At 67.3% G+C, this 23,994-nt stretch carries 19 protein-coding genes; 8 read left to right on the plus strand and 11 right to left on the minus strand.

All coding sequences use genetic code 11. The annotated features are described in order from the left end of the window. Positions 1-136: 136 nt before the first annotated feature. The 3 genes from ACOPJ3_RS13365 to manA form a co-directional block, all read right to left on the minus strand. Complete coding sequence (locus ACOPJ3_RS13365) at positions 137-1,069, minus strand: bifunctional riboflavin kinase/FAD synthetase (RefSeq protein WP_427869654.1); 933 nt, start codon at positions 1,067-1,069, stop codon at positions 137-139. Then, complete coding sequence (locus tag ACOPJ3_RS13370; RefSeq protein ID WP_427871236.1) at positions 1,069-1,422, minus strand: hypothetical protein; 354 nt, start codon at positions 1,420-1,422, stop codon at positions 1,069-1,071. The genes ACOPJ3_RS13365 and ACOPJ3_RS13370 overlap by 1 nt, the downstream gene beginning before the upstream one ends. Positions 1,423-1,631: 209 nt before the next feature. Further along, positions 1,632-2,924: a mannose-6-phosphate isomerase, class I gene (manA, locus tag ACOPJ3_RS13375; RefSeq protein WP_427869655.1), complete on the minus strand. Its 1,293-nt coding sequence runs from the start codon at positions 2,922-2,924 to the stop codon at positions 1,632-1,634. Positions 2,925-3,018: 94 nt separating this feature from the next. Between manA and ACOPJ3_RS13380 the strand changes: the two genes are divergently transcribed. The 3 genes from ACOPJ3_RS13380 (at position 3,019) to ACOPJ3_RS13390 (ending at position 6,882) form a co-directional block, all read left to right on the plus strand. After that, positions 3,019-4,401, plus strand: a complete 1,383-nt coding sequence (locus ACOPJ3_RS13380; RefSeq protein WP_427869656.1) for an O-antigen ligase family protein — start codon at positions 3,019-3,021, stop codon at positions 4,399-4,401. A 25-nt stretch (positions 4,402-4,426) separates the two neighbouring features. Beyond that, entirely contained in the window at positions 4,427-4,786 is a 360-nt protein-coding gene (locus ACOPJ3_RS13385) for a hypothetical protein (protein WP_427869657.1), read from the plus strand. 182 nt (positions 4,787-4,968) lie between these two features. Then, positions 4,969-6,882, plus strand: coding sequence for a glycosyltransferase (locus ACOPJ3_RS13390; protein ID WP_427869658.1), 1,914 nt, complete (start codon positions 4,969-4,971; stop codon positions 6,880-6,882). Between the two features lie 114 nt (positions 6,883-6,996). Here ACOPJ3_RS13390 and ACOPJ3_RS13395 read toward each other — a convergent pair whose 3' ends face one another. Both ACOPJ3_RS13395 and glf read right to left on the minus strand, forming a co-directional pair. Next, complete coding sequence (locus ACOPJ3_RS13395) at positions 6,997-7,761, minus strand: SDR family NAD(P)-dependent oxidoreductase (protein ID WP_427869659.1); 765 nt, start codon at positions 7,759-7,761, stop codon at positions 6,997-6,999. A gap of 95 nt (positions 7,762-7,856) precedes the next feature. Next, positions 7,857-8,996 carry a UDP-galactopyranose mutase gene (gene glf / locus ACOPJ3_RS13400; RefSeq protein ID WP_427869660.1) on the minus strand — a complete coding sequence of 380 codons (1,140 nt, stop codon included), beginning with the start codon at positions 8,994-8,996 and terminating at the stop codon, positions 7,857-7,859. Positions 8,997-9,502: 506 nt separating this feature from the next. On the opposite strand from glf, the gene ACOPJ3_RS13405 reads away from it, so the two are divergent. Further along, on the plus strand, positions 9,503-10,825 hold the full coding sequence (locus ACOPJ3_RS13405) for a DUF6752 domain-containing protein (protein ID WP_427869661.1): 1,323 nt from the start codon (positions 9,503-9,505) through the stop codon (positions 10,823-10,825). Between the two features lie 87 nt (positions 10,826-10,912). Continuing rightward, complete coding sequence (locus tag ACOPJ3_RS13410) at positions 10,913-12,829, plus strand: DUF6541 family protein (protein ID WP_427869662.1); 1,917 nt, start codon at positions 10,913-10,915, stop codon at positions 12,827-12,829. Positions 12,830-12,873: 44 nt separating this feature from the next. Here the strand turns inward: ACOPJ3_RS13410 and rfbA are convergent, their stop codons facing one another. Further along, positions 12,874-13,737, minus strand: a complete 864-nt coding sequence (rfbA, locus tag ACOPJ3_RS13415; RefSeq protein WP_427869663.1) for a glucose-1-phosphate thymidylyltransferase RfbA — start codon at positions 13,735-13,737, stop codon at positions 12,874-12,876. 106 nt (positions 13,738-13,843) lie between these two features. Between rfbA and ACOPJ3_RS13420 the strand changes: the two genes are divergently transcribed. From ACOPJ3_RS13420 to ACOPJ3_RS13430, 3 genes are all read left to right on the plus strand, one after another. Continuing rightward, on the plus strand, positions 13,844-14,962 hold the full coding sequence (locus ACOPJ3_RS13420; protein WP_427869664.1) for an acyltransferase family protein: 1,119 nt from the start codon (positions 13,844-13,846) through the stop codon (positions 14,960-14,962). An 87-nt stretch (positions 14,963-15,049) separates the two neighbouring features. Then, positions 15,050-16,051 carry a dTDP-glucose 4,6-dehydratase gene (gene rfbB, locus ACOPJ3_RS13425; RefSeq protein WP_427869665.1) on the plus strand — a complete coding sequence of 334 codons (1,002 nt, stop codon included), beginning with the start codon at positions 15,050-15,052 and terminating at the stop codon, positions 16,049-16,051. 2 nt (positions 16,052-16,053) lie between these two features. Further along, positions 16,054-17,448, plus strand: a complete 1,395-nt coding sequence (locus ACOPJ3_RS13430) for a sugar nucleotide-binding protein (protein ID WP_427869666.1) — start codon at positions 16,054-16,056, stop codon at positions 17,446-17,448. Between the two features lie 37 nt (positions 17,449-17,485). Here the strand turns inward: ACOPJ3_RS13430 and ACOPJ3_RS13435 are convergent, their stop codons facing one another. The 5 genes from ACOPJ3_RS13435 to ACOPJ3_RS13455 form a co-directional block, all read right to left on the minus strand. Further along, positions 17,486-17,869: a DUF2304 domain-containing protein gene (locus ACOPJ3_RS13435; protein WP_427869667.1), complete on the minus strand. Its 384-nt coding sequence runs from the start codon at positions 17,867-17,869 to the stop codon at positions 17,486-17,488. Beyond that, on the minus strand, positions 17,866-18,609 hold the full coding sequence (locus ACOPJ3_RS13440; protein ID WP_427869668.1) for a glycosyltransferase family 2 protein: 744 nt from the start codon (positions 18,607-18,609) through the stop codon (positions 17,866-17,868). The genes ACOPJ3_RS13435 and ACOPJ3_RS13440 overlap by 4 nt, the downstream gene beginning before the upstream one ends. 35 nt (positions 18,610-18,644) lie before the next feature. After that, on the minus strand, positions 18,645-19,532 hold the full coding sequence (locus tag ACOPJ3_RS13445; RefSeq protein ID WP_427869669.1) for a glycosyltransferase family 2 protein: 888 nt from the start codon (positions 19,530-19,532) through the stop codon (positions 18,645-18,647). Positions 19,533-20,806: 1,274 nt separating this feature from the next. Further along, positions 20,807-22,444 (minus strand): DUF2142 domain-containing protein, encoded by a 1,638-nt coding sequence (locus tag ACOPJ3_RS13450; RefSeq protein WP_427869670.1) that lies wholly within the window; start codon positions 22,442-22,444, stop codon positions 20,807-20,809. Next, the gene (locus ACOPJ3_RS13455) at positions 22,441-23,940 is read right to left on the minus strand and encodes a DUF2142 domain-containing protein (RefSeq protein WP_427869671.1); all 1,500 of its coding nucleotides are present in this window, start codon (positions 23,938-23,940) and stop codon (positions 22,441-22,443) included. The genes ACOPJ3_RS13450 and ACOPJ3_RS13455 overlap by 4 nt, the downstream gene beginning before the upstream one ends. Positions 23,941-23,994 lie beyond the last annotated feature (54 nt).

The raw sequence follows: 23,994 nt of genomic DNA on the forward strand, positions 1-23,994 counted from the left end.
TTCGTACCGTTGCCTCGGCCGCTTCGCCGGTCCGAGCCTGACCTCATGCGCGGCATGGGGCTCGGAACACGATCACGTGCGCGACCTTGCGGTCGATTCTACCATCAGGAATTACCGCCCGGTCCAGCGTTCCTGATCAGGAAAGCAGTTCGCGGGTCTCCGCGACGTCGCGGTGCATCTGCTCGACGAGCGCCTCGAGCGATGCGAAGCGCTCAGTGCCGCGCAGCCGCTTCGCAAACTCGACCACGATCCGCTCCCCGTAGAGGTCGCCGGAGAAGTCGAGCACGAACGCCTCGACCCGCGACTGCTCATCGGGCGTGAACGTCGGGTTGTTGCCCACCGAGATCGCCGCGTGCCTGCGTACGCCGCCGACCGTCGCGAAGCCGGCGTAGACGCCGTCGGCCGGCACGAGCCCCTCGATCCGGCCCCCGAGATTCGCGGTCGGGAATCCCAGGTCGCGCCCGCGCGCGTCGCCGTGCACGACCTCGCCGCGCACGGCGGGCAGCCGGTCGAACATGCGGGCGACGGTCTCGACGTCGCCGCGGCTCATCGCCTCGCGCACGCGCGAGGAGGATACCTGGCCGCTCACGTCGTCGACCCAGTCGACGATTTCGGCGTCGAAGCCGTACTTAGCGCCGAGACTCGTAAGCAGGGCGCCATCACCTGCGCCGCGGTGGCCGAAGCGGAAGTCGGCGCCCATGATGACGTGGCGCGCGCCCAGCTTGCCGACGAGCACGTCGGTGACGAACTCCTCGGCGGGAATCGAGGCGAAGGCCGCATCGAACTCGACCATGACGCAGACGTCGATCCCCGCGGCCTCGAAGGCCTCGAGCCGCTGCTCCGGGCTCATGAGCGGGTGCGGGCACGCCTCAGGCCGGAGAAAGCTGAGCGGGTTGTTGCGAAAAGTCACAACGACGGTGCGCAGCGCTCCGCCCTCGGACTCCTCGCGGAGGCGACGCAGGATCGCCTGATGGCCGCGGTGCAGGCCGTCGAACTTGCCGATCGCGATGCAGCTCCCCCCAGAGAACTCGGCGGGGTCGATCCCGTCGAGCGACTCGACCACCTGCATCAGCTCACGGCCTCCGAACGCTTCGCAGCGCGGCCCGTGCGGCTCAGCCAGATGAGACCCAGGATCGGGAGCACCAGCGGGATGAAGAGGTAGCCGCTGCCGAAGCCAGACCACACCGAGGGGTGACCGAAGAGTGACGGCGCGATGATGCTCAGCGTACCGACGACGAGCACGCCGCAGAGCTCGAAGATGAGGGCGGCCCAGGCGACCGTGCGCCAGGCACCGCGTCGCTTGATGAGCGCGATCGTGGCGACGATGTAGACGACGCCGGAGACTGCCGACAGCGTGTAGGCGAGCGGGGCCTCATCGAACTTCGAGATGATCTGGTAAATCGATCGGAAGGTCGCGGCCATCGCGAGCACGATGTAGACGGCGATGAGCACGCGGCCGAGGCCGCCGAGTCGATCCTGCTCCGAGGCCGCGCCCGTGTTCACGGTCGCGGGATCAGGGTTCGCGAGGTTTTCGCCGGTCACGGCGCCATCTGCAGCAGCGGTTGCGCGGTCGGGATTTGACACGCCCATAAGTGTACCGGCGACAGGGGACGTTTCCTCCCCGCAGGCACTCAGGAGCCGACGGTCGCGAGGAACACCTCGCCGCGCCCCCGCAGCTCGATCGGCTCGCCCGCAGAGACGTAGACCGACTGGCCCCGCTTCGCCTTCGCATACTCCGCGGGCGCGGCCAGGGGGCGGTCGATCTCGATCTTTCCCTGCACCACCACGAGCACAAGCGGGCGGCGCGCCTCGACGGTTACCTGCTCGGCGGCCTCGTCGATCCCGCTCCCGACGGTCTCGTCGCGATCCGGATCGAACAGGCGCGCCCGCAACAGCTGGAAGTCGGGAACCCCCGGCCGCCAGGCCACGAGACCGGGAGCGAGGCGCTCGCACGGCTGCCTGGGCGACTCGATCTCGCCCGGATCCACGATCCGCGTGAGCTCCGCGACGTCGACGTGCTTCTCCGTGAGGCCCGCGCGCAGCACGTTGTCCGAGGCCGCCATCACCTCCACCGCGACGCCGTCGAGGTAGGCGTGCAGCTGCCGCGGGCCGAGAAAGATCGCCTCGCCGGGCGCAAGGCGCACGACGTGCAGCAGCAGGGATACGAGCACCCCGGGATCGCTCGGGTGGGACGCGATCAGGGCCTTGAGCGCCGCGACGCGATCCGGATCCCAGTCAGCGGCGGCCTCGGCACGGGCCTGCGGAGTGCGCCCGCGCGCAATCTCGGAGAGATCGGTCAGCGCCCGGAGCGCGGCAGGCACCGCGGGATCCCCGGTGAACACCCAGCGCAGGAACCCGAGGCGCACGGGCTCAGGATCCTCCCCCGCGAGCCGGTCCCCCACGGCGGCGAGCGCCGCGGCGCCGGCCTCATCGCCGGCAGCGTGCGCCGCCGCCGAGAGCCGCGCGACATCGTGCCGCACCTCGGCGAGCGGGCGGAAGCCGCAGAGCGCCCGCACCTCGGTGAGGGCGACGAGGAGCTCCGGCTTGTGATTCGCGTCGCCGTAGTTGCGCTCTCGCGCCTCACGCGGCACGCCCGCGCGCTCCTCGGCGGCAAACCCAGCGAACGCCTGATCCCGATCCGGATGCACCTGCAAAGACAGGGGTGCCTCGATCGCGAGCACCTTGAGCAGGAAGGGGAGGGGGCCGCCGTCGACGCCCCAGCGCTCGGGGTCGCTCTCGATGAGGTCGATGAGGGTGCGCTGCGCGTTCGTTGCCTTCGCGACGTGGGCGGGGCTGCCGGGGTGGGCGCCGAGCCAGAGCTCCGCCTGCGGCTCGCCCGTCGGCGCGACACCGAGCATCTCGGGAATCGCGTCCTTCGAGCCCCAGGCATAGCTCTTCGGGGTGTTCTCGATGAAGATCAGCACGAAGCTCCTCGCAGTCGAGCACGGTCGGTCGTCAGCTCGCTTCTCGGAGCGCGCATCCGTTTACGTGTCCGGGGCATGCTCTACCATACCGACTATGGCGGAGAGCAAGACGAGACTCGGGATCAGCGCGTACGCGATCTGCGTCTTCCTCGTCACCCTGGGTGGCACGGCGGTCCGCAATCTCGTGGGCTGGCCGGGCTTTCTCGCGACGGCGGTGGCCCTCGTTGGCGTCGGCATCGCGATCTTCGTGCGCGAGAAGCCCGCGCGCTTCAGGTGGTACCGACTGCCGTCACCCATCTACTGGTTCCTCGCGCTCGCAGTGCTGTCGATCGCATGGTCGCAGTACCGCCTCGAGAGCGTGCTCGGCGTGCTCGCACAGCTCGCGACCACGCTCATCGCGGTCGTGCTCGCGTTCGTACTGACCTGGCACGAGGTGCTGCGCACCCTCGGCACCGCCCTGCGATACCTGATCGGGCTCTCGCTCCTCTTCGAGTTCATCGTCTCCGCCTTCGTGCGGCACCCGGTTCCCCAGAACTTCATCGAGCTGCCGCCCGAGGGCGAGAAGATCCCGAAGCTGCTGCTCTGGAGCCGCGACCTGCTCTTCTCCGGCGGCCCGATCCAGGGTCTCGTCGCGAGCTCGATCGTGCTCGGCTTCATCGCGCTCCTCGGGCTCATCGTGTTCGGGATCCAGCTGCGCGCGGGACTCGTGCGGCCGTTCGCCGGCTGGTGCTGGGTGATCGTCGCCGCGGCGACGATCCTGCTCACGCGCGGCGCGACCGTGTGGGTGGCGCTCGCCGCGGCTGCCGTGGCGCTCGCCCTCGCACTGTGGGCGCGCAGGCTCGGGCCCGAGCGGCGCACGCCGCTCTACGTCACGGGCGGCGCGATCCTCGTCGCCGCGCTCGGGCTCGCGCTCTTCGCGCGCGACTTCGTGTTCGGGCTGCTCGGCAAGAGCGGGGACATGACGGGCCGCCTCGACACCTGGCAGAAGGTGATCGAGCTCGGCGAGCAGCGGCCGTGGTTCGGCTGGGGCTGGGTCAGCTACTGGGCCCCGTGGGCCGAGCCCTTCAAGTCGCTCGACGTGAAGGCCGGCGTGCCCGTGATGAGCGCGCACAACGCCTGGCTCGACGTGTGGTTCCAGCTCGGGATCGTGGGGGTGCTCGCGTTCGCTCCGATCGTGGTGCTCACGATGTGGCGGGTGTGGTTCCGCGCGGTGGATCCGCCGCGGCGCGGCTTCGGGCCGCCGCTCCCCTACGCGACGAGCGCGCTGTGGCCGTTCCTCGTGATGGTCGCCCTGCTCGTGCAGTCGCTCACCGAGAGCCGGCTGCTTATCGAGGGGCACTGGGTGCTCCTCATCCTGCTCGCCGTGAAGTCGAGGTTCGACTTCGAGTTGCCGTCGCTCGACGCGGAACCCCGGAAGCTGCCGTGGCGGCGAGCACCCATCGTCCACGAGACCGGCCCGGTCGGGATCGTCCGGTGAGGCTCGGGGGTCAGGCGGTGGCGGCATGCTGATCATGACGACCGACCGCCTGCAACGGCTGCGCGCCGACGCGCGGCTCGAGCGGGAGACGATGCTCGAGCATCGCGTGCGCGACGGCGAAGACCCCGCGACGGCGTACGCCGAGGTGCCCGAGGTCGACGACCTCGTGGTGCGTGAGCTCCGGGACGAACTGCTCGAGGAGCGCGGGCGGCTCGCGGAGTTCGGCCTCGCGCGGCTCGCGGCGCTCTCGGGCGGGGCCGACGCCGAGGAGCACCGCCGCAACGCCGACCGCGTCGAGTTCGAACTGCTGCGCGAGATCGCGGACGCCGCCCCGCAGCTCACGGTCGCCGTGTGGCGCCGCTCCGCGTCGATCGCCCCGCGCTGATCCGCGCTCGCGCGCTGGCGCCGGCGCCGTGTCCCCCCCCCCCGACCGGATCCACCTTGCCGGTTCTGCGCTCCATGCGCGATGTATCGCGGATGGAGCACACAGGGAGCGCAGAACCGGCAAGGCACAGGGGTCGGTAGACTGGTCCGGTTCGCAATCGCCGTGAAGAGAGGCACCGTTCGATGCCAACCACCCTGCAGACCGTCGTCTTCCCCATCGCGAAGGACCCCGATGTCCTTCCCCTGTATGCAGACGCGGAAGCCTGGTCCAAGCTCGGCAAGCGGCACGTCCGCCTGACCGAACACGCGAGTATCGATAACGTGCTCTCCCGGACGAGCACGCGCGTCCGCGCCGGCACCCGAGTCTCCTACGCGAGCTACTTCAACGCTTTCCCCGCATCCTATTGGCAGCGCTGGACGGTCGTGGAGCGCGTCACGCTGACCCTCAACACCACGGGCCCCGGCACCGTGATCGTGTACCGGTCGAACGCTGGCGGAGTCTCGCAGCGGGTCGACTCCCGGAGCGTCTCGGGCTCTCAGGAGAGCGTCTTCGAACTGCCGCTCACGAGCTTCACCGACGGCGGGTGGTACTGGTTCGACCTCATCGCGAGCAACGAGGACCTCATCCTCGACTCAGGCGATTGGTCGACCGATGCCGAGCCGGCCGTACCGGGCAAGCTGAGCCTCGGCATGACCACCTACAACAAACCCGATTACTGCGTCGCGACCCTCGAGAACGTGGCCGACTCTCCCGCGCTCCTCGAGGGCCTCGATCGGATCTTCCTCGTCGATCAGGGCACGCAAAAGGTGCGGGATCAGGAGGGCTTCGCCGAGGTCGCCGCCCGTCTTGGCGATCACCTGCAAGTGATCGAGCAGGGGAACATCGGCGGCTCGGGCGGCTTCTCCCGCTCCATGGCCGAAACCCTCGAGCGCGAGGACACCGAGTTCCTCCTCCTCATCGACGACGACGTCGAGTTCGAAACGGAGAGCGCGCTCCGGGCTCTCCAGTTCGGTCGTTTCAGCCGCACTCCGGTGATCGTCGGCGGCCACATGTTCGACCTCCTCGACAAGCCCGTGCTCCACGCGTGGGCTGAGGATGTGCGCCCCGAGCCGTTCCTCTGGGGCCCGTCGTTCAAGGAACAGCATCGCCACGACTTCCGGAGAGCAAACCTCCGGCAGACCAGGTGGATGCACGCTCGTCTCGACTCGGACTACAACGGCTGGTGGATGTGCATGATCCCGAAGCGGGTCATCGCCGAGATCGGGCTCTCGATCCCCGTCTTCATCAAGTGGGACGACGCCGAGTATGGGCTCCGCGCCAAGGAGGCCGGCTACCGCACGGTCTCCCTCCCCGGTGTCGCCCTCTGGCACGTCTCCTGGCTCGACAAGGACGACAGCCAGGACTGGCAGGCCTTCTTCCACACGCGGAACCGCATCATCGCCGGCCTGTTGCACTCGAATCGCCCGAAGAGCGGCAAGCTCATGCAGAACAGCGGACGCCAGGACATCAAGAAGCTCCTGAACATGCAGTACTACGCGACGCAGCTCGCCGTGGACGGCATGCGCTCCGTGCTGCAGGGGCCCTACGCCCTGCACGAGCAGATCGCGAAGGACATGCCCGCGGCGCGCGCTCGAGCGAAGGAGTTTCCCGAGACCCGCGTGTATCGCTCGAATGATCCGGACGCGCCCGTGTCGCGACGGGGGCGCGCCCTCCCGTTCATCGGCGAAAAGCGCAAGGGCTATCCGGTTGGGCTCGGGCTCGCGATCTACACGGCCCGCATGCTTCCTCGCCATTGGTTCCGCAAGTCAAACGAGACGGACGCAAAGACTCCTGAACTCGAATACTCGAAGCCGGACGCGGTGTGGTGGCAGATCCCGCACCACGAGAGTGTTCTCGTCGGCTCCGCTGATGGCGCAGGCAAGATGTGGTATCGCCACGACCGCGCCAAGTTCCGCCGCCTGCTCCGCGAGGCGAACGGTCTGCGCAGGGAAATTGAGCGCAACTGGGATCGACTCTCGCGGGAGTATCGGGAGGCGCTGCCGCGGATCACGTCCGTTGAGGAGTGGAAGAAGACGTTCGAGGGGCGCGAGAAGTAGTCGCACGCCCGCGGGTTATGCGTGGGGCCGGTTCGGGATCTTGATCCCGAACCGGCCCCTCAACCTTCACGCACCCGAGCGTCACGCGCGAGCGCGCGGCGGCACCTTCGGCGCTCAGTAGAGCTTGATCGACCCGCCGTCCGCCATGAGCGTCTGGCCCGTCATGTAGCGGGAGTCGTCGCTCGCGAGGAACGCCGCGATCGGGGCGATGTCGTGCTCCGGATCGCCGAGGCGTCCGAGCGGGATGCCGTCGACGACCTCCTGGTAGTCCTCGGGGAACGATTCGGCCCACTGCTTGATGCCCGGCGTGAGCGCGATCGGCGAGACGAGGTTCACGCGGATCCCGTCGGCTGCCCACTCGTTCGCAGCGACGCGGCTGATCGCTCGGATCGCCTCCTTGGCCGCCGCGTAGGTGACCTGCGTCGGCAGCCCCTTCATCCCGGCGCCCGAGGCGAAGTTGACGATCGCACCCTTCGATTTCGCGAGCTCGCCGTGGGCGGCGCGCATGAGGTGGTAGGTCGCCCACATGCCGGTCCCGAGCGACAGCTCCCACATCTCCTGCGTGGTCTCGAGGATCGGGGCCTGCTTCGAGGCGTGGGCGTTATTGACGAGCGCGTCGAGCTTGCCGAAGCGCTCCACCGTCGCGGCAACGATGGCCGCCGCGTTCTCCTCCTTGGCGATGTCCTTCTGGAGGTACATGGCGTGCTCCGCGCCGCGGATGGATCCGGCGAGTTCGGCGACGAGCGCGTCGCCGTCCGCCTGCTCAATGATGTCGACCACCACGACGTCGGCACCCTCGGTCAGGAAGTGGCGGACCATTCCCTGGCCGATTCCCCCGGCACCTCCCGTGATGATCGCGACTTTGCCCTCAAGCCTCATGATTCCGCCCCTTCCCAGTCGGATGTGCCGGCACTCGGGTCTCCGAATGCCGCGGGGCGCCGGCGGCGCCAGGCCCCGGTCTTGTCCGGGGATCCCTACAGAATCCCCGGCAGCTTGTTGTCATACATCGAGAGCGCCGAGCCGATGGCCATGTGCATGTCGAGGTACTGGTAGGTGCCCAGCCGGCCGCCGAAGAGCACGCGCGGCTCCTGGTCCGTGAGCGCGCGGTACTTGAGCAGGCGCTCGCGGTCCTCGGGGGTGTTGACCGGGTAGTACGGCTCGTCGTCGCGGGACGCGAAGCGCGAGAACTCGCGCATGATCACGGTCTTGTCGCTTGGGTATTCGCGCTCGGGGTGGAAGTGGCGGAACTCGTGGATCCGGGTGTAGGGGACGTCGGATCCGGCGTAGTTCATGACGCTCGTGCCCTGGAAGTCGCCCGTCGGCAGCACCTCGGTCTCGAAGTCGAGCGTGCGCCAGGAGAGCTCACCCTCCGCATAGTCGAAGTAGCGGTCGACAGGGCCCGTGTAGACGACGGGCACCTTGCCGACGACGGCGTCCTTGTTGAGCGGCTGCGACGCGTCGAAGAAGTCCGTGTTGAGACGCACCTCGATGTTCGGGTGATCCGCCATCTTCTCGAGCCACGCCGTGTAGCCCTCGGTCGGCAGGCCCTCGTGGGCGTCGCTGAAGTAGCGGTTGTCGTAGGTGTAGCGCACGGGCAGGCGGCTGATGACCTCCGCGGGGAGCTCCGTCGTGGGCGTCTGCCACTGCTTCGAGGTGTAGTCGCGGATGAACGCCTCATAGAGCGGGCGCCCGATCAGGGAGATGCCCTTCTCCTCGAGGTTCTTGGCGCTCTTCGTGTCGAACTCGCCGGCCTGCTCGGCGATGAGGGCGCGCGCCTCGTCCGGGCCGTATGCGGCGCGGAAGAACTGGTTGATCGTGCCGAGGTTGATGGGGAGGGGGTACACCTCGCCCTTGAAGTTCGAGTAGACCTTGTGCTGGTAGTTCGTGAAGGTCGTGAAGCGGTTCACGTACTCCCACACGCGCGGGTTCGAGGTGTGGAAGAGGTGGGCCCCGTACTTGTGGACCTCGATCCCGGTCTCGGGATCCGCCTCCGAGTATGCGTTGCCGCCGATGTGCGAGCGGCGGTCGATGACGACCACCTGCTTCCCGTCATTCGCTGCGCGCTCGGCGATGGTAAGACCGAAGAAACCTGAGCCGACTACAAGTAGATCCATGCCGACCAGCTTACGCGGATACACTGTCGTATACCGTTAGACAACAGGTATTTCACATGCAGTTAATTGTCACTCAGGCGCATCTCGAGGTGAACTCCCTCCCGGAGTCTGCCACCTCGCTCGACGTGAGCTTTGACGGCCGCCGGATCTGGTCGATTGACGTCGAGGATCTGCCTAAGTCGGAAAATCCCGTTCAGCTCGATTGGCCGGAATCTTTGGCCCCGCACCTGACGGGCCGGACGCGAATCGCGATCTCAGATTCCGAGAGCGGCACCCAACTCTCTGCGACCGACGTCGCTTTCGATGACTCAACGGAACGCACGAGGGTGCAGGATCCCGCCGGAGTGCCTCTCGTAGTAAACAAGTGGGGACGCCTCGGACCTTCGCTCGAGGCTCTCGGGGCAGAGATTCGGCAACTCATCGTCACCCGATCGCTCGCCCTCGTTGAGGAACTCAGGAGCTTCGGCCTTCGACCATTTGTCGTCGGCGGCACGCTACTCGGCGGCGTGCGCGACGGCTCACTCCTTCCCCATGACGACGACGCCGACATCGCGTACCTGTCGACGTTCACGCAGCCGGCCGACGTGGCAATCGAGGCTTTTTCGGTTGGCAACCGACTCGCAGAGCTCGGATATGAGGTTCAACGCCACAGCGCGACACACATGCAACTGCTCTTTCGGGACGAAGCTGAAGTCGTGATTCATTACATTGACGTATTCGCCGCATTCTTCACTTCCGACGGACACATTAATCAGCCGTTCCATGTGCGGGGAAGGATGCGCGTCGACCAAATGCTCCCATTCGGCACGGTCAGCATCGAGGGTGCCGAGTTCCCTGCGCCTGCGGACACGGATCGCTGGCTCACTCTCAACTATGACGAGCGCTGGCGCGAACCGATCCCGGGATTCGTGCTGCAAACGCCGGACGAGACGCGCAAGTTGTTCGACGGCTGGTTCGGCGGCTTCAACTTCCAACGCGAGTTCTGGGACGAACGGTTTATTTCCCAGCGGATGTCAGAGTCCGAAGACACCTGGAAGCATGGCGCGGATTGGATCGCCGCGCAGAATCTCACAAGCCCGACGCTGCTCGACCTCGGGAGCGGCTCGGGCGGTCTGTCTGCCCGCCTGTCGAGTCCGAGACGCAGAGTCATCGCCTGCGATTATTCGAGCGAGGCACTTTACCTGGCGCGCATGTCTGGGCTCGAGACCTCACACGTCAATCTCTATCGGCTCAACTCGCTGACGGCCCCGAGGCGGCTCGGGATCGGCACCCCGTTCGACGTTGCCTCGAATCATCTCTTAGAACAGGTCGGGCATCTGGGTCGCGCGAATGCGTTCAGGCTTGCGCGCATGGCGCTCCGCTCCGGCGGCTCTGCGGTCGCGACGGCATACGCGAATCCTGCTCACGACGTGAACCAGCTCGACCCAACGACCTGGCACCTGGATCAGAGTGACCTCCGCGCGCACGCGCGGGAGTTCGGGCTCGTCGTCGAGTTCACCGACCTTGATCCCGGACCCCATGAAGAGGATCGGGCCCCCTACGGCGTGGTCTTCACACTCAACACACACCCCTATCAGCGAAAGGATCTCTCCGTGAAGCAGCGACTCAGGCAGCTCTTCCTGAGAGCGCGATCGAGAGGGAACGCAGCCGAGCTCGACACCCTCCGAGAGCGCGTCAGCGAACTCGAAACCGAGCTCACCGACATTCGGCGCGACAATCTCAGGGTCGCCGAGCTCATCGATCTGGCTGAGCAGGCGCTCATGCCCACGGAACCCTCCACAGGGCCGCAGCGCCCGCGCACCGTGCGACCCGGCCAGGAAGCGGAGTAGCTCGGCCAGTCACCGCTTCAGCCCAGGCGCCGAAGACTAGAATCCCTCCAGTAGCAGCCCGACCCCACCTGGAGAGAGCCCCATCACATGACCTGGTTGTCCGCGATACCCACGTTTATCGTGAGCGCCGCGCTCCTCCTGTTCCCCGGCCTCATCGTGGGAGCACTCATCGGGCTCCGGAGACTCTGGCTCGTTGCCGTAGCGCCGGCTATCTCAGTCACGCTCGTCACCGCAGGTTCGGTCATCCTGCCGATGGCAGGGCTGTCGTGGAATCCACTGACGGCCCTGAGTTTCGCGGCGCTGTTCGGCGCGGTCGTGGTGCTGCTCTTCCGTCTCCTGCTTCGCACGAAGTTCATCTCGACACCCCCGGAGTCGGGGCGCGCCTGGCCAACCGTCGTCGGCTGGGCGATCCCCACGGTGATCCTGTTCTCCTGGGCAATCGCGGGCATCATGAGCGCGGAGAACTTCTCGCAGACCTTCGACAATGTGTTCCATATGAACGCGATCGCCCTCATTGGCGATACCGGTAATGCGTCGCCGTTCGAGGTGGCGAGACTCACGACCCCCGACGGTGACCCCGGGTTTTATCCCGACGGCTGGCATGCCCTCGTGCAGCTCGCGCAGCAGGTCACCGGGGCAAGCATCCCGCTCGCCATCAACTCCTTCAACTTCGCTGCGATCGCAGTCGCCTGGCCGACCGGCATCATGCTGCTGAGCCGGCAGATCGCGGGATCGTCGCGGACGGCGACGCTGGCGGCCGGGATCCTGGCCGCAGCATTCCCCGCGTTCCCGCTGAACCTTTTCCACTACGGCGTGCTCTACCCGTACTTCTTCAGCATGCTCATGGTCCCGGCGGTGCTTGCGCTCAGCCTCAATCTCCTCGGGATCACACGCGAGCCCAGGCTCACCACGCCCGCCTCGCATTCGGTGCTCATCGCGGGCGTGACTGCGGCGCTCCTCATGGCGCATCCCGCGGCCATGATGAGCGCGCTGGCCCTCGTCGTGCCGGCCGCGACAATCGCGATGCTCGCCGGCTGGACGGGACTCACCCCCAAGCGCCGACTGTTCCGCGTGCTCGGCTATGGTCTCTTTGTCGTCATCGGGCTCCTGCTGCTCTATTTCCTGCGGCAGGGCGACTGGTGGGGTGCACGGATGAAGCCCGTCGAGGCCGCCTGGCAGACCGTTTCGCTGTCGTTGTGGGGAATCGGGCTCCCCCTGCTCACCGCAGTGCTCATGTGGATCGGCCTCTTCTTCGCGTTGCGAGACCGCAACCGCGTCGGATACTCGGCGGCGGGCATCTGGCTGATCGCGGCCGCGCTGTTCTTCGTCGCGGCGGGCATCTCAAACTATTGGCTCCGGAATCCCACGCTGATCTGGTACGGGGACGCGCCGCGGCTCGCTGCGCTCTACCCCATTGCGGTCATCCCTCTCGCCGTCATCGCGGTGCGCCGGGTCGCCGAGTGGCTGAGTGAACGGCCCCGCTTCGAGGCACGCCGGTGGCTCCCCTCCGCCGCTGCCCTCGTGCTCGTGGCGCTCGGCACCCAGGCCTTGGCCGGGTACCCCACCCTCGTTGATCGCCTGAATTTCAGTTACGAGACGAAGCCGCGGTCGCTCCTCATTTCCACTGATGAGCTCGCGCTGCTGCAGCGGCTGCCGAGCGAGGTGGGCGAGGACGAGGTCATCGCGGGCAGCCCGTGGACCGGCACTTCGCTCGCGTTCGCGTTCGCCGATCGGGAGGTCGTGCTCCCACACATGCTGATGAATGAGATCAGCGCGGACCGCATCATGGTGATGGATCACCTGCGCGACGCCGCGACGAACCCCCAGGTGTGTGAGGCCGCCGATCGGCTCGGCGTGCGCTACGTCCTCGACTTCGGCAGGCGCGAGGTGCACAAGGAGAACCACCGCTACAAGGGGATCGAGCGGCTCGACCGGGCCGAGGGCTTCGAGCTCGTCGATCACGAGGGGTCGGCGAGGCTGTACCGCCTCACCGCCTGCGGCTAGGCCGGCCGGTCGGTCGAGATCCGGCCCCGACCTGCGCCGCCCCGCTACTCGGCGAGCAGGCGATCGAGGTACACCCCGTAGCCGCTCTTGCGTAGTGGGGCCGCGAGCTCCTCGAGCTCTTCGTTACTCACCCAGCCGTTGCGCCAGGCGATCTCCTCGATGCATCCGATCTTGAATCCCTGGCGATCTTCGATCACCCGCACGTACTCTGAGGCCTGCATCATCGACACCACGGTGCCGGTGTCGAGCCAGGCCGTGCCTCGGTCGAGGGTCTGCACCTGCAGCTTGCCGGCCTTCAGATACTCCTCGTTCACCGTGGAGATCTCGAGTTCGCCGCGGGCGCTCGGTGTGATCGTCTTCGCGATCCGGATCACGTCGTTGTCGTAGAAGTACAGGCCGGGCACCGCGTAATTGCTCTTCGGATGCTCCGGCTTTTCCTCGATGGAGACCGCCTTCATGTCCGCGTCAAACTCGACCACGCCGTAGGCACGCGGGTTGGCGACGTGGTGGGCGAAGACGACGGCGCCGTCGACCTCCGAATGCTTGCGAAGGTTCGTGCCGAGGCCGGTGCCGTGGAAGATGTTGTCCCCGAGCACGAGCGCGACACTGTCGTCCCCGATGAACTCCTCGCCGATCGTGAAGGCCTGCGCCAGCCCGTCAGGCGAGGGCTGCACGGCATACTCGAGCCGCATACCGAGGTGCGATCCGTCGCCAAGCAGCGCCTGAAACTGCGCGTTGTGCTCCGGAGTAGTGATGACCAGGATTTCCCTGATCCCGGACATCATGAGCGTCGACAGCGGGTAGTAGATCATGGGCTTGTCGAAGATCGGCATGAGCTGCTTTGAGATGCCCTTGGTGATTGGCCAGAGCCTGGAGCCGGAGCCGCCGGCGAGAATGATGCCCTTCACGCGAATCACTTCCCTTTCGTCGAGACCAGTCAAGCCTATTCCACGCACCCGACTAGACTGCCCCGGGAGCGTCGCTTTGCGGGCTCATCAGGATTTTGGGAGGACGATGGCCGCGACAACACCGCTGATGCACCCGGGTGAGCCGTGGAATCAGAAATCGCCCCGGTATTTCGGTAGGTCGCTCGGCACAACAAACAGCCTGAATCTGATCAGGCTCGTGTTCGCCGCTGCCGTCCTCGTGGCCCACAGCTACCCGCTGACCGGGCGTCTCGAGCAGGCACCCCCGCTAGCAGGACAGGGCCTCGGCGGCTGGGCCGTCGCCGGCTTCTTCGCGGTGAGCGGGTATCTCATCACCGCGAGCCGCCAGCGCACGGGGTTCGCGAACTTCCTGCTCCTCCGAGTCGGCCGCATCTATCCGGCCTTCCTCGTGGTCCTCCTCATGACCGCGGCGGTCTTCGCCCCGATCGCCCAGCTCGTGAATCACGGCACGCTCGCCGGATACTTCACGACGGGCACGACACCGTTCACCTACGTGTATTCGAATCTCTTCCTCGAGATCAATACCTACGACATCGGCGACACGCTGGCCTCGGTTCCCTATGCCAACGTCTGGAACGGGTCGCTCTGGACCCTCTATTTCGAGTTCCTTTGCTATCTCTTTGTCGGGATCCTCCTCATCTGGAGGCGTGCACGTACCACCGTGTGGCCGATCGCGGTCGCATTCGTCCTCTCCGCGGTGGTGTTCGCGAACGCCGATCTCGCGGTCAAGGCGGTCAACGGCGACCAGTCGATCTGGCTCCTCGCCTCGCTCCTCCCCTATTTCCTCGGCGGCGCCCTGATCCGTGTGCTGAAGCCGTACATCGGGCTCGACTGGCGGGCGGGCTCGCTCTCGCTCGTCGTGCTCGTCGTCGCCGTGTACTTCGGCCCGCTCTGGACCGCGCAGGCCCTTGCCCCGCTCTTCGCATACGGGATCCTGTGGCTGTCGACCGTGATCCCGCAGCCGAAGTGGATCGCAAAGCACGATGTCTCGTACGGCGTCTACATCTACGCTTTCCCCGTACAGCAGCTGCTCGCGGTGTTTGGGCTCTGGACCCTCGACGTCTTCACCTTCTCCGCGATCGCCCTTGCTGGGACGGCAGTGCTCGCGGTGCTCAGCTGGTTCATCGTCGAGCGTCCGGCGCTGAGGCGCACGCGGCGCAGCACCGGCAGGTCAGCCGACCGCTGAGCCTCTCCAGCGACGGGCGGATACACTAGCGGCGGTGCCGTGCTCGCCCCGAGCCGGCCGCGACCCGATCCCACATGGAGGAAACGCGTGGCCCGTAGGATTCTCGTGACCGGAGGCGCCGGCTTCATCGGCTCGAACTTCGTGCACTACCTCGTTGCGAACACCGACGACAGCGTGACGGTTCTCGACAAGTTCACCTACGCCGGCAACGAGGCCTCCCTCGCGGGGCTTCCCGAGGACAGGGTCACCGTGGTGCACGGCGACATCTGCGACGCCGAGCTCGTAGATCGGCTGATCGCCGAGTCCGACGTCGTGGTGCACTACGCCGCCGAGTCGCACAACGACAACTCGCTGCACGATCCGCGCCCCTTCCTCGACACGAATATCATCGGCACCTACACCCTGATCGAGGCGGCGCGCCGCCACGAGAAGCGCTTCCACCACATCTCGACGGACGAGGTGTACGGCGACCTCGAGCTCGACGACCCCGAACGGTTCACCGACCAGACCCCGTACAACCCGTCGAGCCCCTATTCCTCGACCAAGGCGGGCTCGGACCTGCTCGTGCGCGCGTGGGTGCGCTCGTTCGGCCTGCAGGCGACCATCTCGAACTGCTCCAACAACTACGGCCCGCGCCAGCACGTCGAGAAGTTCATCCCGCGCCAGATCACGAACATCCTCGTCGGCGACCGCCCGAAGCTCTACGGCGAGGGCCTCAACGTGCGCGACTGGATCCACGCAGACGACCACTCCTCCGCCGTGCTCCGCATCGTCGAGGCCGGCAGGATCGGGGAGACCTACCTGATCGGCGCCGACGGCGAGCGCAACAACAAGGACGTGCTCGAGACGATCCTCGAGCTCATGGGGCAGCCGCGCGACGCCTACGAGCACGTCGTCGACCGCCCGGGCCACGACCTGCGCTACGCGATCGACGCCTCGAAGCTGCGCGACGAGCTCGGCTGGGCACCCGCCTATCAGGACTTCGACCGCGGCCTCGCCGACACGATCGCCTGGTACCGCGAGAACGAACCGTGGTGGCGCCCGCAGAAGGATGCGACCGAGGCGAAGTACCGCGAGCAGGGGCAGTGAGCGTGGCGGCGAAGCAGCTCGCGGTCCACGAGACCACGATTCCGGGCCTCCTCCTCGTCGACCTTCCCGTGCACGGCGACAGCCGCGGCTGGTTCAAGGAGAACTGGCAGCGGGAGAAGATGGTCGCGCTCGGGCTCCCCGATTTCGGGCCGGTGCAGAACAACATCTCCTTCAACGACGCCCGCGGGGCCACCCGCGGGATCCACGCCGAGCCGTGGGACAAGTTCGTGTCCATCGCGACGGGTCGCATCTTCGGCGCATGGGTGGACCTGCGCGAGGGGCCAAGCTTCGGCGCCGTCTTCACGGCTGAACTCGACCCGTCGCAGGCGATCTTCGTGCCGCGCGGCGTCGGCAATTCGTACCAGACGCTCGAGGACAACACGGCCTACGTCTACCTCGTGAACGACCACTGGAGCGCCGAGGCGCAGGGCGAGTACACCTTCCTGAACCTCGCCGACCCGACCGCGGCGATCGCGTGGCCGATCCCGCTCGAGGAGTCCGAGCGGAGCGCGAAGGATCTCGCGCACCCTGAGCTCGCGGACGTCGAGCCGATGCCCCCGCGCCGCACGCTCGTGATCGGGGCGAACGGCCAGCTCGGACGCGCGCTGCAGGCCGCGCTCCCCGGCGCGGACTTCGCGGACCGCGCGCGGATCGACCTCTTCGACGAGGAGAGCCTCGACCGTGTGCGCTGGAGCGACTACGACACCGTCATCAACGCGGCCGCCTACACCGCGGTCGACGAGGCCGAGACCCCCGCGGGCCGGACGAACTGCTGGGACGCGAACGTCACGGGCGTCGCGCGCCTCGCGCGCCACGTCGCGCAGCACGGGATCACCCTCGTACACGTCTCGAGCGACTACGTCTTCGACGGTTCCCGCGAGGGCGCCTACGTCGAGACCGACAACGTCGCACCGCTCGGCGTCTACGGGCAGACGAAGGCCGCGGGCGACGCGATCGTGCAGACGCTCCCCCGCCACTACATCGTCCGCACCAGCTGGGTGATCGGCGAGGGCGGTAACTTCGTGCGCACCATGGCATCGCTCGCGGAGCGCGGGATCGACCCGAGCGTGGTCGACGACCAGATCGGGCGCCTGAGCTTCACCCCGGACATCGCCGCCGCGATCCTGCACCTGCTCGCCGAGCGACCGGCGTATGGTGTCTACAACGTGAGCAACTCGGGTGAGCCCGGCTCCTGGGCCCAGATCGCCGCGCGCGTGTTCGAGCTGACCGGGCACGACCCCGCCCGCGTCACGGGCGTGACCACCGCCGCGTACTTCGCGGGCAAGCAGGCGGCGCCCCGGCCCCTCAACAGCGTGCTGTCGCTCGACAAAATCGCGGCGACAGGCTTCACGCCACGCGACGCTGACGAGGCGCTGCGGGAGTACCTCGCGGGGTGAGTGGCTCTGGGACGCGGCTCAGCCGGCGCCCCGCGCGCTACTGCTGAGGCGACTCGCCCTCGCGGGTCTCGCGCTCGCTTTCAAGCTGCCGGATCCGATCCTCCAGCAGCGCCGTTTGCTCAGCCAGCACGCGAGTGCGCTCCTCGTGGCGGGTCAGCTCGCTCGACTGCTGCAGGTGCACCATGAACAGCACGAAAATGGCGAGGAAGAACACCAGGTTGAGCGGAACCTCGACGCCGAGCGCGTGAGCCGTTTCCTCGACGATCTGCGGGAAAATCGCAAGGACGAGTCCGAGCACACCCGCGATCATCCACCACAGCGTGTGGCGCTCTCGCAGCCGGCGCCGACGCAGCAGTTCAAAGACGATGATGAGGACGAGCAGCGCTGACGCGATGCCGAGTACGTAACTGGCAACCGTCATGCGGTGGGCCTCTCCTTCTCCTTGGGGCGCATGAACGCGATCGTGAGGGCAAGAAAAGCCCGGCCGAGATAGATGGCCGACTTGAGCGGATTGTGCGAGGGCGTGCCACCGGCGCGCTCGCGCATGGTCACACCGAGCTGCCCGTAGCGGAGGCCCGAGCGGTGCCCGATCACCATCGACTCGATCGTGTCGCCGAGATACTCAGCTGGGTAGTCGAGCGCAAAAAGATCCACCGCGCGCGGACCGTGGGCCTTGAATCCCGAGGTCGTGTCGCTCAGGCTCGTGCCGAGCGCCGTGCTGAGCGTCGAAGACAGGAACCGCATCGCCCACTTCCGAGGCCCGCTCACGGAATAGTCCCCGCTGCCTGCAAACCGCGCGCCCACGGCGACATCGACGCCCTCTCCGCTGCCGAGGTCGAGCATCGCGACGAGCGCAGGCACGTCCGCCGGGTTGTGCTGACCGTCAGAGTCGAGCTGCACGGCCACAGGGAAGCCGTTGTCACGCGCGTATCTGAAGCCGAGGCGCATCGCCCCGCCCACGCCCAGGTTGAACGGGAGTTCGAGCACTCGGGCTCCGGCTCCGCGGGCGATCGCGCTCGTGTCGTCACGAGATCCGTCGTTCACGACGAGCACCGTTGCCCCGGGGAGCGTGCTGCGTACCTCTTCCACGACGCTCGCAATGACCTCCGACTCATTGAACGCAGGCATCACGATGAGGACGCGTTCCGGGGAGGCAGACATATCCGACATCATAGTTCCTCTCGGCCGAGGATCCGTCACCTGCCGAACGCGTAACGCAGCAGCGTCCGCCGCGCCTCGGCCGAGCGGGAGAAGAGCGCCGAGGGCAGCTTCGTCAACGCGTTCAGACGTGAGGTGATGCGCCAGCGCGCGGCGCGCGCGGCCCGCTTCCACCCCTTCGCCAGCAGCCGAGGCTCGGCCGAGCGATAAAAGGCCCGCTCCTCATCGAATCGGGTGCCGTCCTTCGCGGTGTAGGAAGAGGCGCTCTCCGCGTGCCTGCGGTACTCGAACACCGGCTCCGAGAGCAGCGCGAGGTCGCCGTCCTCGAGCAGGATGTCGGTCTTCAGCACCAGGTCGAGCGTGATCTCGTACTCCTTCGAAAAGCGGTGCCGCTCGAGCACGTCGCGCCGCCAGCAGATCGACGGGAAGTAGGCCCAGTCCCCCCGCAGCAGGGTCGTCATCACGGGCTCCCCCCGCAGGAGCGCACCGCCGGAAGACACGCGCGGGCGCACCCAGCTCTTCACTCGGTCGACGAGCGGGAACGCCGGCGCCCCCGACCCGTCGATCACACGCACCCCAGGCTGCACGAAGGACGGGTGACCGAAGCGCTCAATCGCGGCCCGCACCGTCCCAACGTAGTCGGGCAGCATGCGGTCGTCGCAGCCCATGATCGTCACGTACTCGGTCTCCGCGAGATCGATCGAGCGGTTGAAGGATCCGCTCACCCCGAGGTTCTGCGGGTTTCGTTCGAACACGATGCGAGGGTCTCCGAGACCCCGCACCCACGGCTCCGCGTCCCACTTCGGGTAGCGGTCGTCGAGTACGACGAGCCGCCAGTTGCCATCCCGCTGCGCCTGCACGCTCAGGACGGCCTCTCGCAGCTGCTCGGGATCCCCGTAGTAGGGCATCAGAATGTCGATGGTCAACCCATCGCCCCTCTCCTCGGCCCTGCAATAATTGCAGGGATGCGTTCTCTCCATCTTAGAGTCAGCCCCCTGGTGAGCCCCCGATGAGCGAATCGGCAGGACGGGATCCCGCCGCGGTTTCTGCCGCGCCACAGGGGCGTAGCGGCCGATCCGGCGCCATGCTCGTGCTCGGGTCGACGGTCGTGTCGGCCGCGAGCAGCTTCATCATCCTGCTCGTCGTGGCGAGAGTGCTCGGCGCCGCTGGATCTGCGCCGTTCATGGTGTACTGGGCGGCACTCTTCATGGTGGTCGCCGTGCTCTTCGGCGTGCAACAGGAGTCAACCCGGGGCGTTTCGGCCGCCGCGGCCGCGGAGCGTCACCGCGCCGCTTCCGAGCACGAGGACGGGCCGGCGAGCGCCGCGAGGTCCGGCTCGGTCTCCGTGCTCCGATTCTCCCTCGTGCTCGGCGCGGCACTCCTCCTCCTCATCGCCGTATCGAGTCCGCTGTGGGCGCGTCAACTCCTCGGCCCCGGAACGGAAATGTGGGGGATTCCTCTCGCGGTTGCGATCGGAGCGTACGCGGTGGTCGCGGCGACGAACGGCATCCTTGCGGGCAGCGGCACGTGGGGGCCGTTTGCGCTCCTCGCCCTGCTCGACGGCGTGATCCGCCTCGTGCTCATCGGGATCGTGCTCGGATTCGGGCTCGGCGGTGAGGCGCTCGCCTGGGCCGTCGCGCTGCCCTTCCCGATCTCGCTCGGGATCGTACTTTTCGGCAACCTTCACGCAATCACAGCGCGCTCAAGGATTCCCGGGACCGCAACCGCGCTGTCCCAGAACGTAGCCCGAACCATTGCCGCCTCAGTAGCCTCCGCGATACTGATCAACGGTTTCCCAGTCTTCATCAGCGCTTTCGCACGCACCGACCAGGACGAGCTCGGTCGCGTGATCCTGGCCCTCACACTCACGAGGGCACCGATCCTCGTCCCTCTCACCGCGTTCCAGAGCATGCTCATTGCTCGATTCGCAGGTCTCCGGGGTGGCCGAGGCCGGTTCCTCTCGAAGCTCGTGCTCGGGATCGCCGCGGCCGGTGGCCTGCTCGCCGCGGCGGCCTGGTTGTGGGGCGTTCCGCTCCTGCGCCTGTTCTTCGGAGAGGATTTCGTGCTCGCCCCGCTCACCCTCGCGGGTCTCGTCGCCGCGGCTGGCTGCCTCGGGATCCTTACCGCCACGGGCTCGGCCGTGCTCGCGGCGTCCCGGCACACACTCTTCGCTGCCGGCTGGCTGCTCGCGGCAGCGATCTCAGTCGCGCTGCTCGCCGCCCCGCTCGGCAGTCTGGAGCTGCGAGTTGTCGTCGCGCTCGTCGTCGGCCCGCTCGTCGGCGCGGGTGTTCACACTGCCGCGCTCGGCCGCGATCTCGCGCCCGCCGTGCCACGCGCCGAGAGCCAGGAGCGCCGCAACGGCGAGTGACCCGATCGCCCACACCGCGGTGGGCGAGGGCCCCACGCGCCACCACCAGTCGATCGAGCCGAAGCCGATCTCTCCTGGCGCGACGTAGCGCACCATGTTGGTGTACAGGGCGACGGAGTTCGCGACCGCGAGCAGCGCAGCGCCGGCCCAGAGCTGCGGGATCCCGAACAGCGGTGCCCTGGCGTCGATGCCCGTGCCGTGGATGGCCTCTCGCTCACCGCGACCGGTGGGAGTCAGTGCGGTCGCCATAAGCATGACGACGAGCGGCATGATGTAGCGAGGCTGCACCTGCCAGCCGACGCCCACGTTGTTCTGCAGCAGCAGGATCATGGGAATGCCCACGGTCGCGAGTGCGACGCCGGCGAGCGCGATCGCACGGCGGAGGTCCATCCGCGCGAACGAGGCGAAGAGCACGCCTCCGAACACGAGCGTGGTCGGCACCCAGACGAGCGCGGGGAGCGGTGTGTCGAGCCACCCGAGGCCCGTGTATGGGCTGCGCTCGAAGTTCTGACCGAGCACGCCGAGCAGCAGCTCCGGCAGGTCGATGGCATTGTTGAGCAGCAGTGCCTTCTTCGGTACGGCCGCGGCACCATCCAGAGCCATGCCTCCCCCGAGAGCCGAACTTGTCTGGTTTGCACTCAGGAAGGCCACGGCCGCCGCGACCACCATGAGGATCGGGAGTACGGCCCGCACCCAGTAGCCTCGGGTCAGCTCGAACGTCAGCACGAGAGCCGCGAGCACCGCGATGATCGTGTAGGCCGCGCTGTCGCCCCGCGCTGCGAGTCCGAGCGCCACCGCGAGCACCGCGTAGCCGCCCAGCGCCAGGCTCCGCCAGCCGCGTTCGGTGAGGTACCCGACGAGCGACGGGATGAGGAGCGCGGAGGAGGCGATCGCCCAGCCGCTCGGGTTGATGGACGGGATCAAGAACACGCCGAGCGGGATGAATGTGGAGACGATCGCGCCGACATAGGCGGCACGGTTGCGGCGCGGAAGGAGGAGCCACAGGCCAATGCTTAGCGCCGTGAACAGGAACGCTTGGGCGAATCGCATCGCGATCACCGAAACAACCATGTTGTCACTCGCGAGGAGCCCGGTCCAGAAGTAATACCCGGAGGGGTAGAGTCCGTCACCGTTCACACGGTCGCTTTCGGCGAGACCGAACGAACCGTCGAGGAAACCTTCGCCCTGGCACGCACCGCTTTCCCCCGGTTCGTGGGCGAAACAGATTGCATCCTCGATGTTGTCCGGGATCATCCGGGTGTCCGGCTCGGATCCGGGCGCGCAGAGGCCCTCCCTCTCCCCGTCCCCGCACCAGATGCTCGCGAGGTGGAAGTCCTCGTCCGGGCTGGAGCCGACGGGCGAGGCGATGGCCCATGCGCCGAGCCCGAGGAGCAGGAGCACTCCTGCGATGAGCGCTCCGATGATCGGGCTTCCGGCCCTCGCGCCGGTGGGCGCCGTCACGCGGGTCATGCCTCTACCTCCTGTCGGGAGCGGTTCCGCCAGGCGAGTTCGGCGAGCATCACGGCGAGAACGGCGAACGCGAGCACGCCGATCCCAAGCGTCATCATCGGCGAGGGCCCGGCGTTCCACCACCAATCCCCACCGTTCAGGTTGAAATTGCCCGGCCAGGTGTAGCGGCGCATGTTGGCGAAGAGCGCAATGGCGTTCGCGAGACTCAGGAGTGCGGCCACGATCCAGGACTGGAACCGGGTGAGGCCCGGGATCCCGATCCCCGCGCGCTGGGCCACGATCGAGGGCGTGAGGGCTACCACCGCGAACATGGTGATGAGCGGCATGATGTATCGCGGCTGCACCTGGTACCCCACGAGCACGTGGCTCGTGCTCAGAATGTAGAGCGGCACCGCAACCGCGGCCGCGCCCACCCCGGCGAGGGCAACGGCTCGCCGCCAATCGATCCACTTGAGCGAGACGAAAACGACCCCGGCGAACACGATCACCGTGGGGCCCCACACGGTGGCCGGCAGTGGGGTGTCGAGCCAGCCGAGTCCAGTGAACTCGGTGCCGTCGAAGCTCTGACCGAGCACGCCAACGAAAAGCTCGGGGAGCGCGAGGATGTTCTCGATCAGCAACTCTCCCGGGTTGAGGTAGTCGAAGCCGTTCTGCGTCATGCCCTCGAGCGCGAGGCCGGTCTGCCCGGCGGAGAGGAACGCGACCCCCGCCGACACCACGATGGCGATGGGCAGGATCGCCCGCAGCCAAAACCCGCGCGTCAGCTCGAACGAGAGCACCGATGCGGCGAGGGCGGCTACGACCGTGTAGGCGGCGCTGTCACCGCGCGAGCCGAGGCTCATCAGCGCCGCGAGAACGGCGAACGCCGCGAGCGCCCACATCCGCCACCCGGAGGAGCGGAAATACCCGGCGAGCGCGGGGAGGAGGAGCGCACCGGACGCGATCGCCCAGCCGCTCGGGTTGACCGAGGGAATGAGGAAGAGCCCGAGTGGCACGAAGGTGAGCGCAATCCCGCCGAGCAGCCCTGGCCTGTTGCCGCGGGGCAGCAGGAGCCAGAGCGAGATGGCGAGGACCGTGAACACGGCCGCGTGCGCGAAGCGCAGCGCGATCGTTGAGAGTGCGAGATTATCGCTCGCGAGCAACGAGGACCAGAAGTAATAGCCGCTCGGGTACTGAGTATCTGAATTGACACGACGCGTGTCGGTGAGGCCGAATCCCGCATCTTGGAAGTTCGGCCCCTGGCAGGCAGCGCTCTCGGTGTCGTCGTGCGCGTAACAGATCGACTCCTCGATCTTGTCGGGAATGGCGCGGTTCTCCGGAACCGATCCGGGACCGCACAGTCCCTCGCGTTCTCCGCTGCCGCACCAGATACTGGCGAGGTGGAAATCCTCGTCCGGGGTTGCACCGACGGGCGAAGAAAGCGCCCACGCTCCGAGCAGCAGCATGGAGAGCACCCCAATTGCCGAACACGCGAGTATTCGCTTCAGGTGGCTCATGTCTCGGTCGCTCCCCTACCCATTGGCGCGCCATGGTTGACGCGCGGTCCGAAA

This window comes from Leucobacter luti (genome assembly GCF_050310065.1).
In the GTDB taxonomy this organism is placed as follows: Bacteria; Actinomycetota; Actinomycetes; order Actinomycetales; family Microbacteriaceae; genus Leucobacter; species Leucobacter luti_B.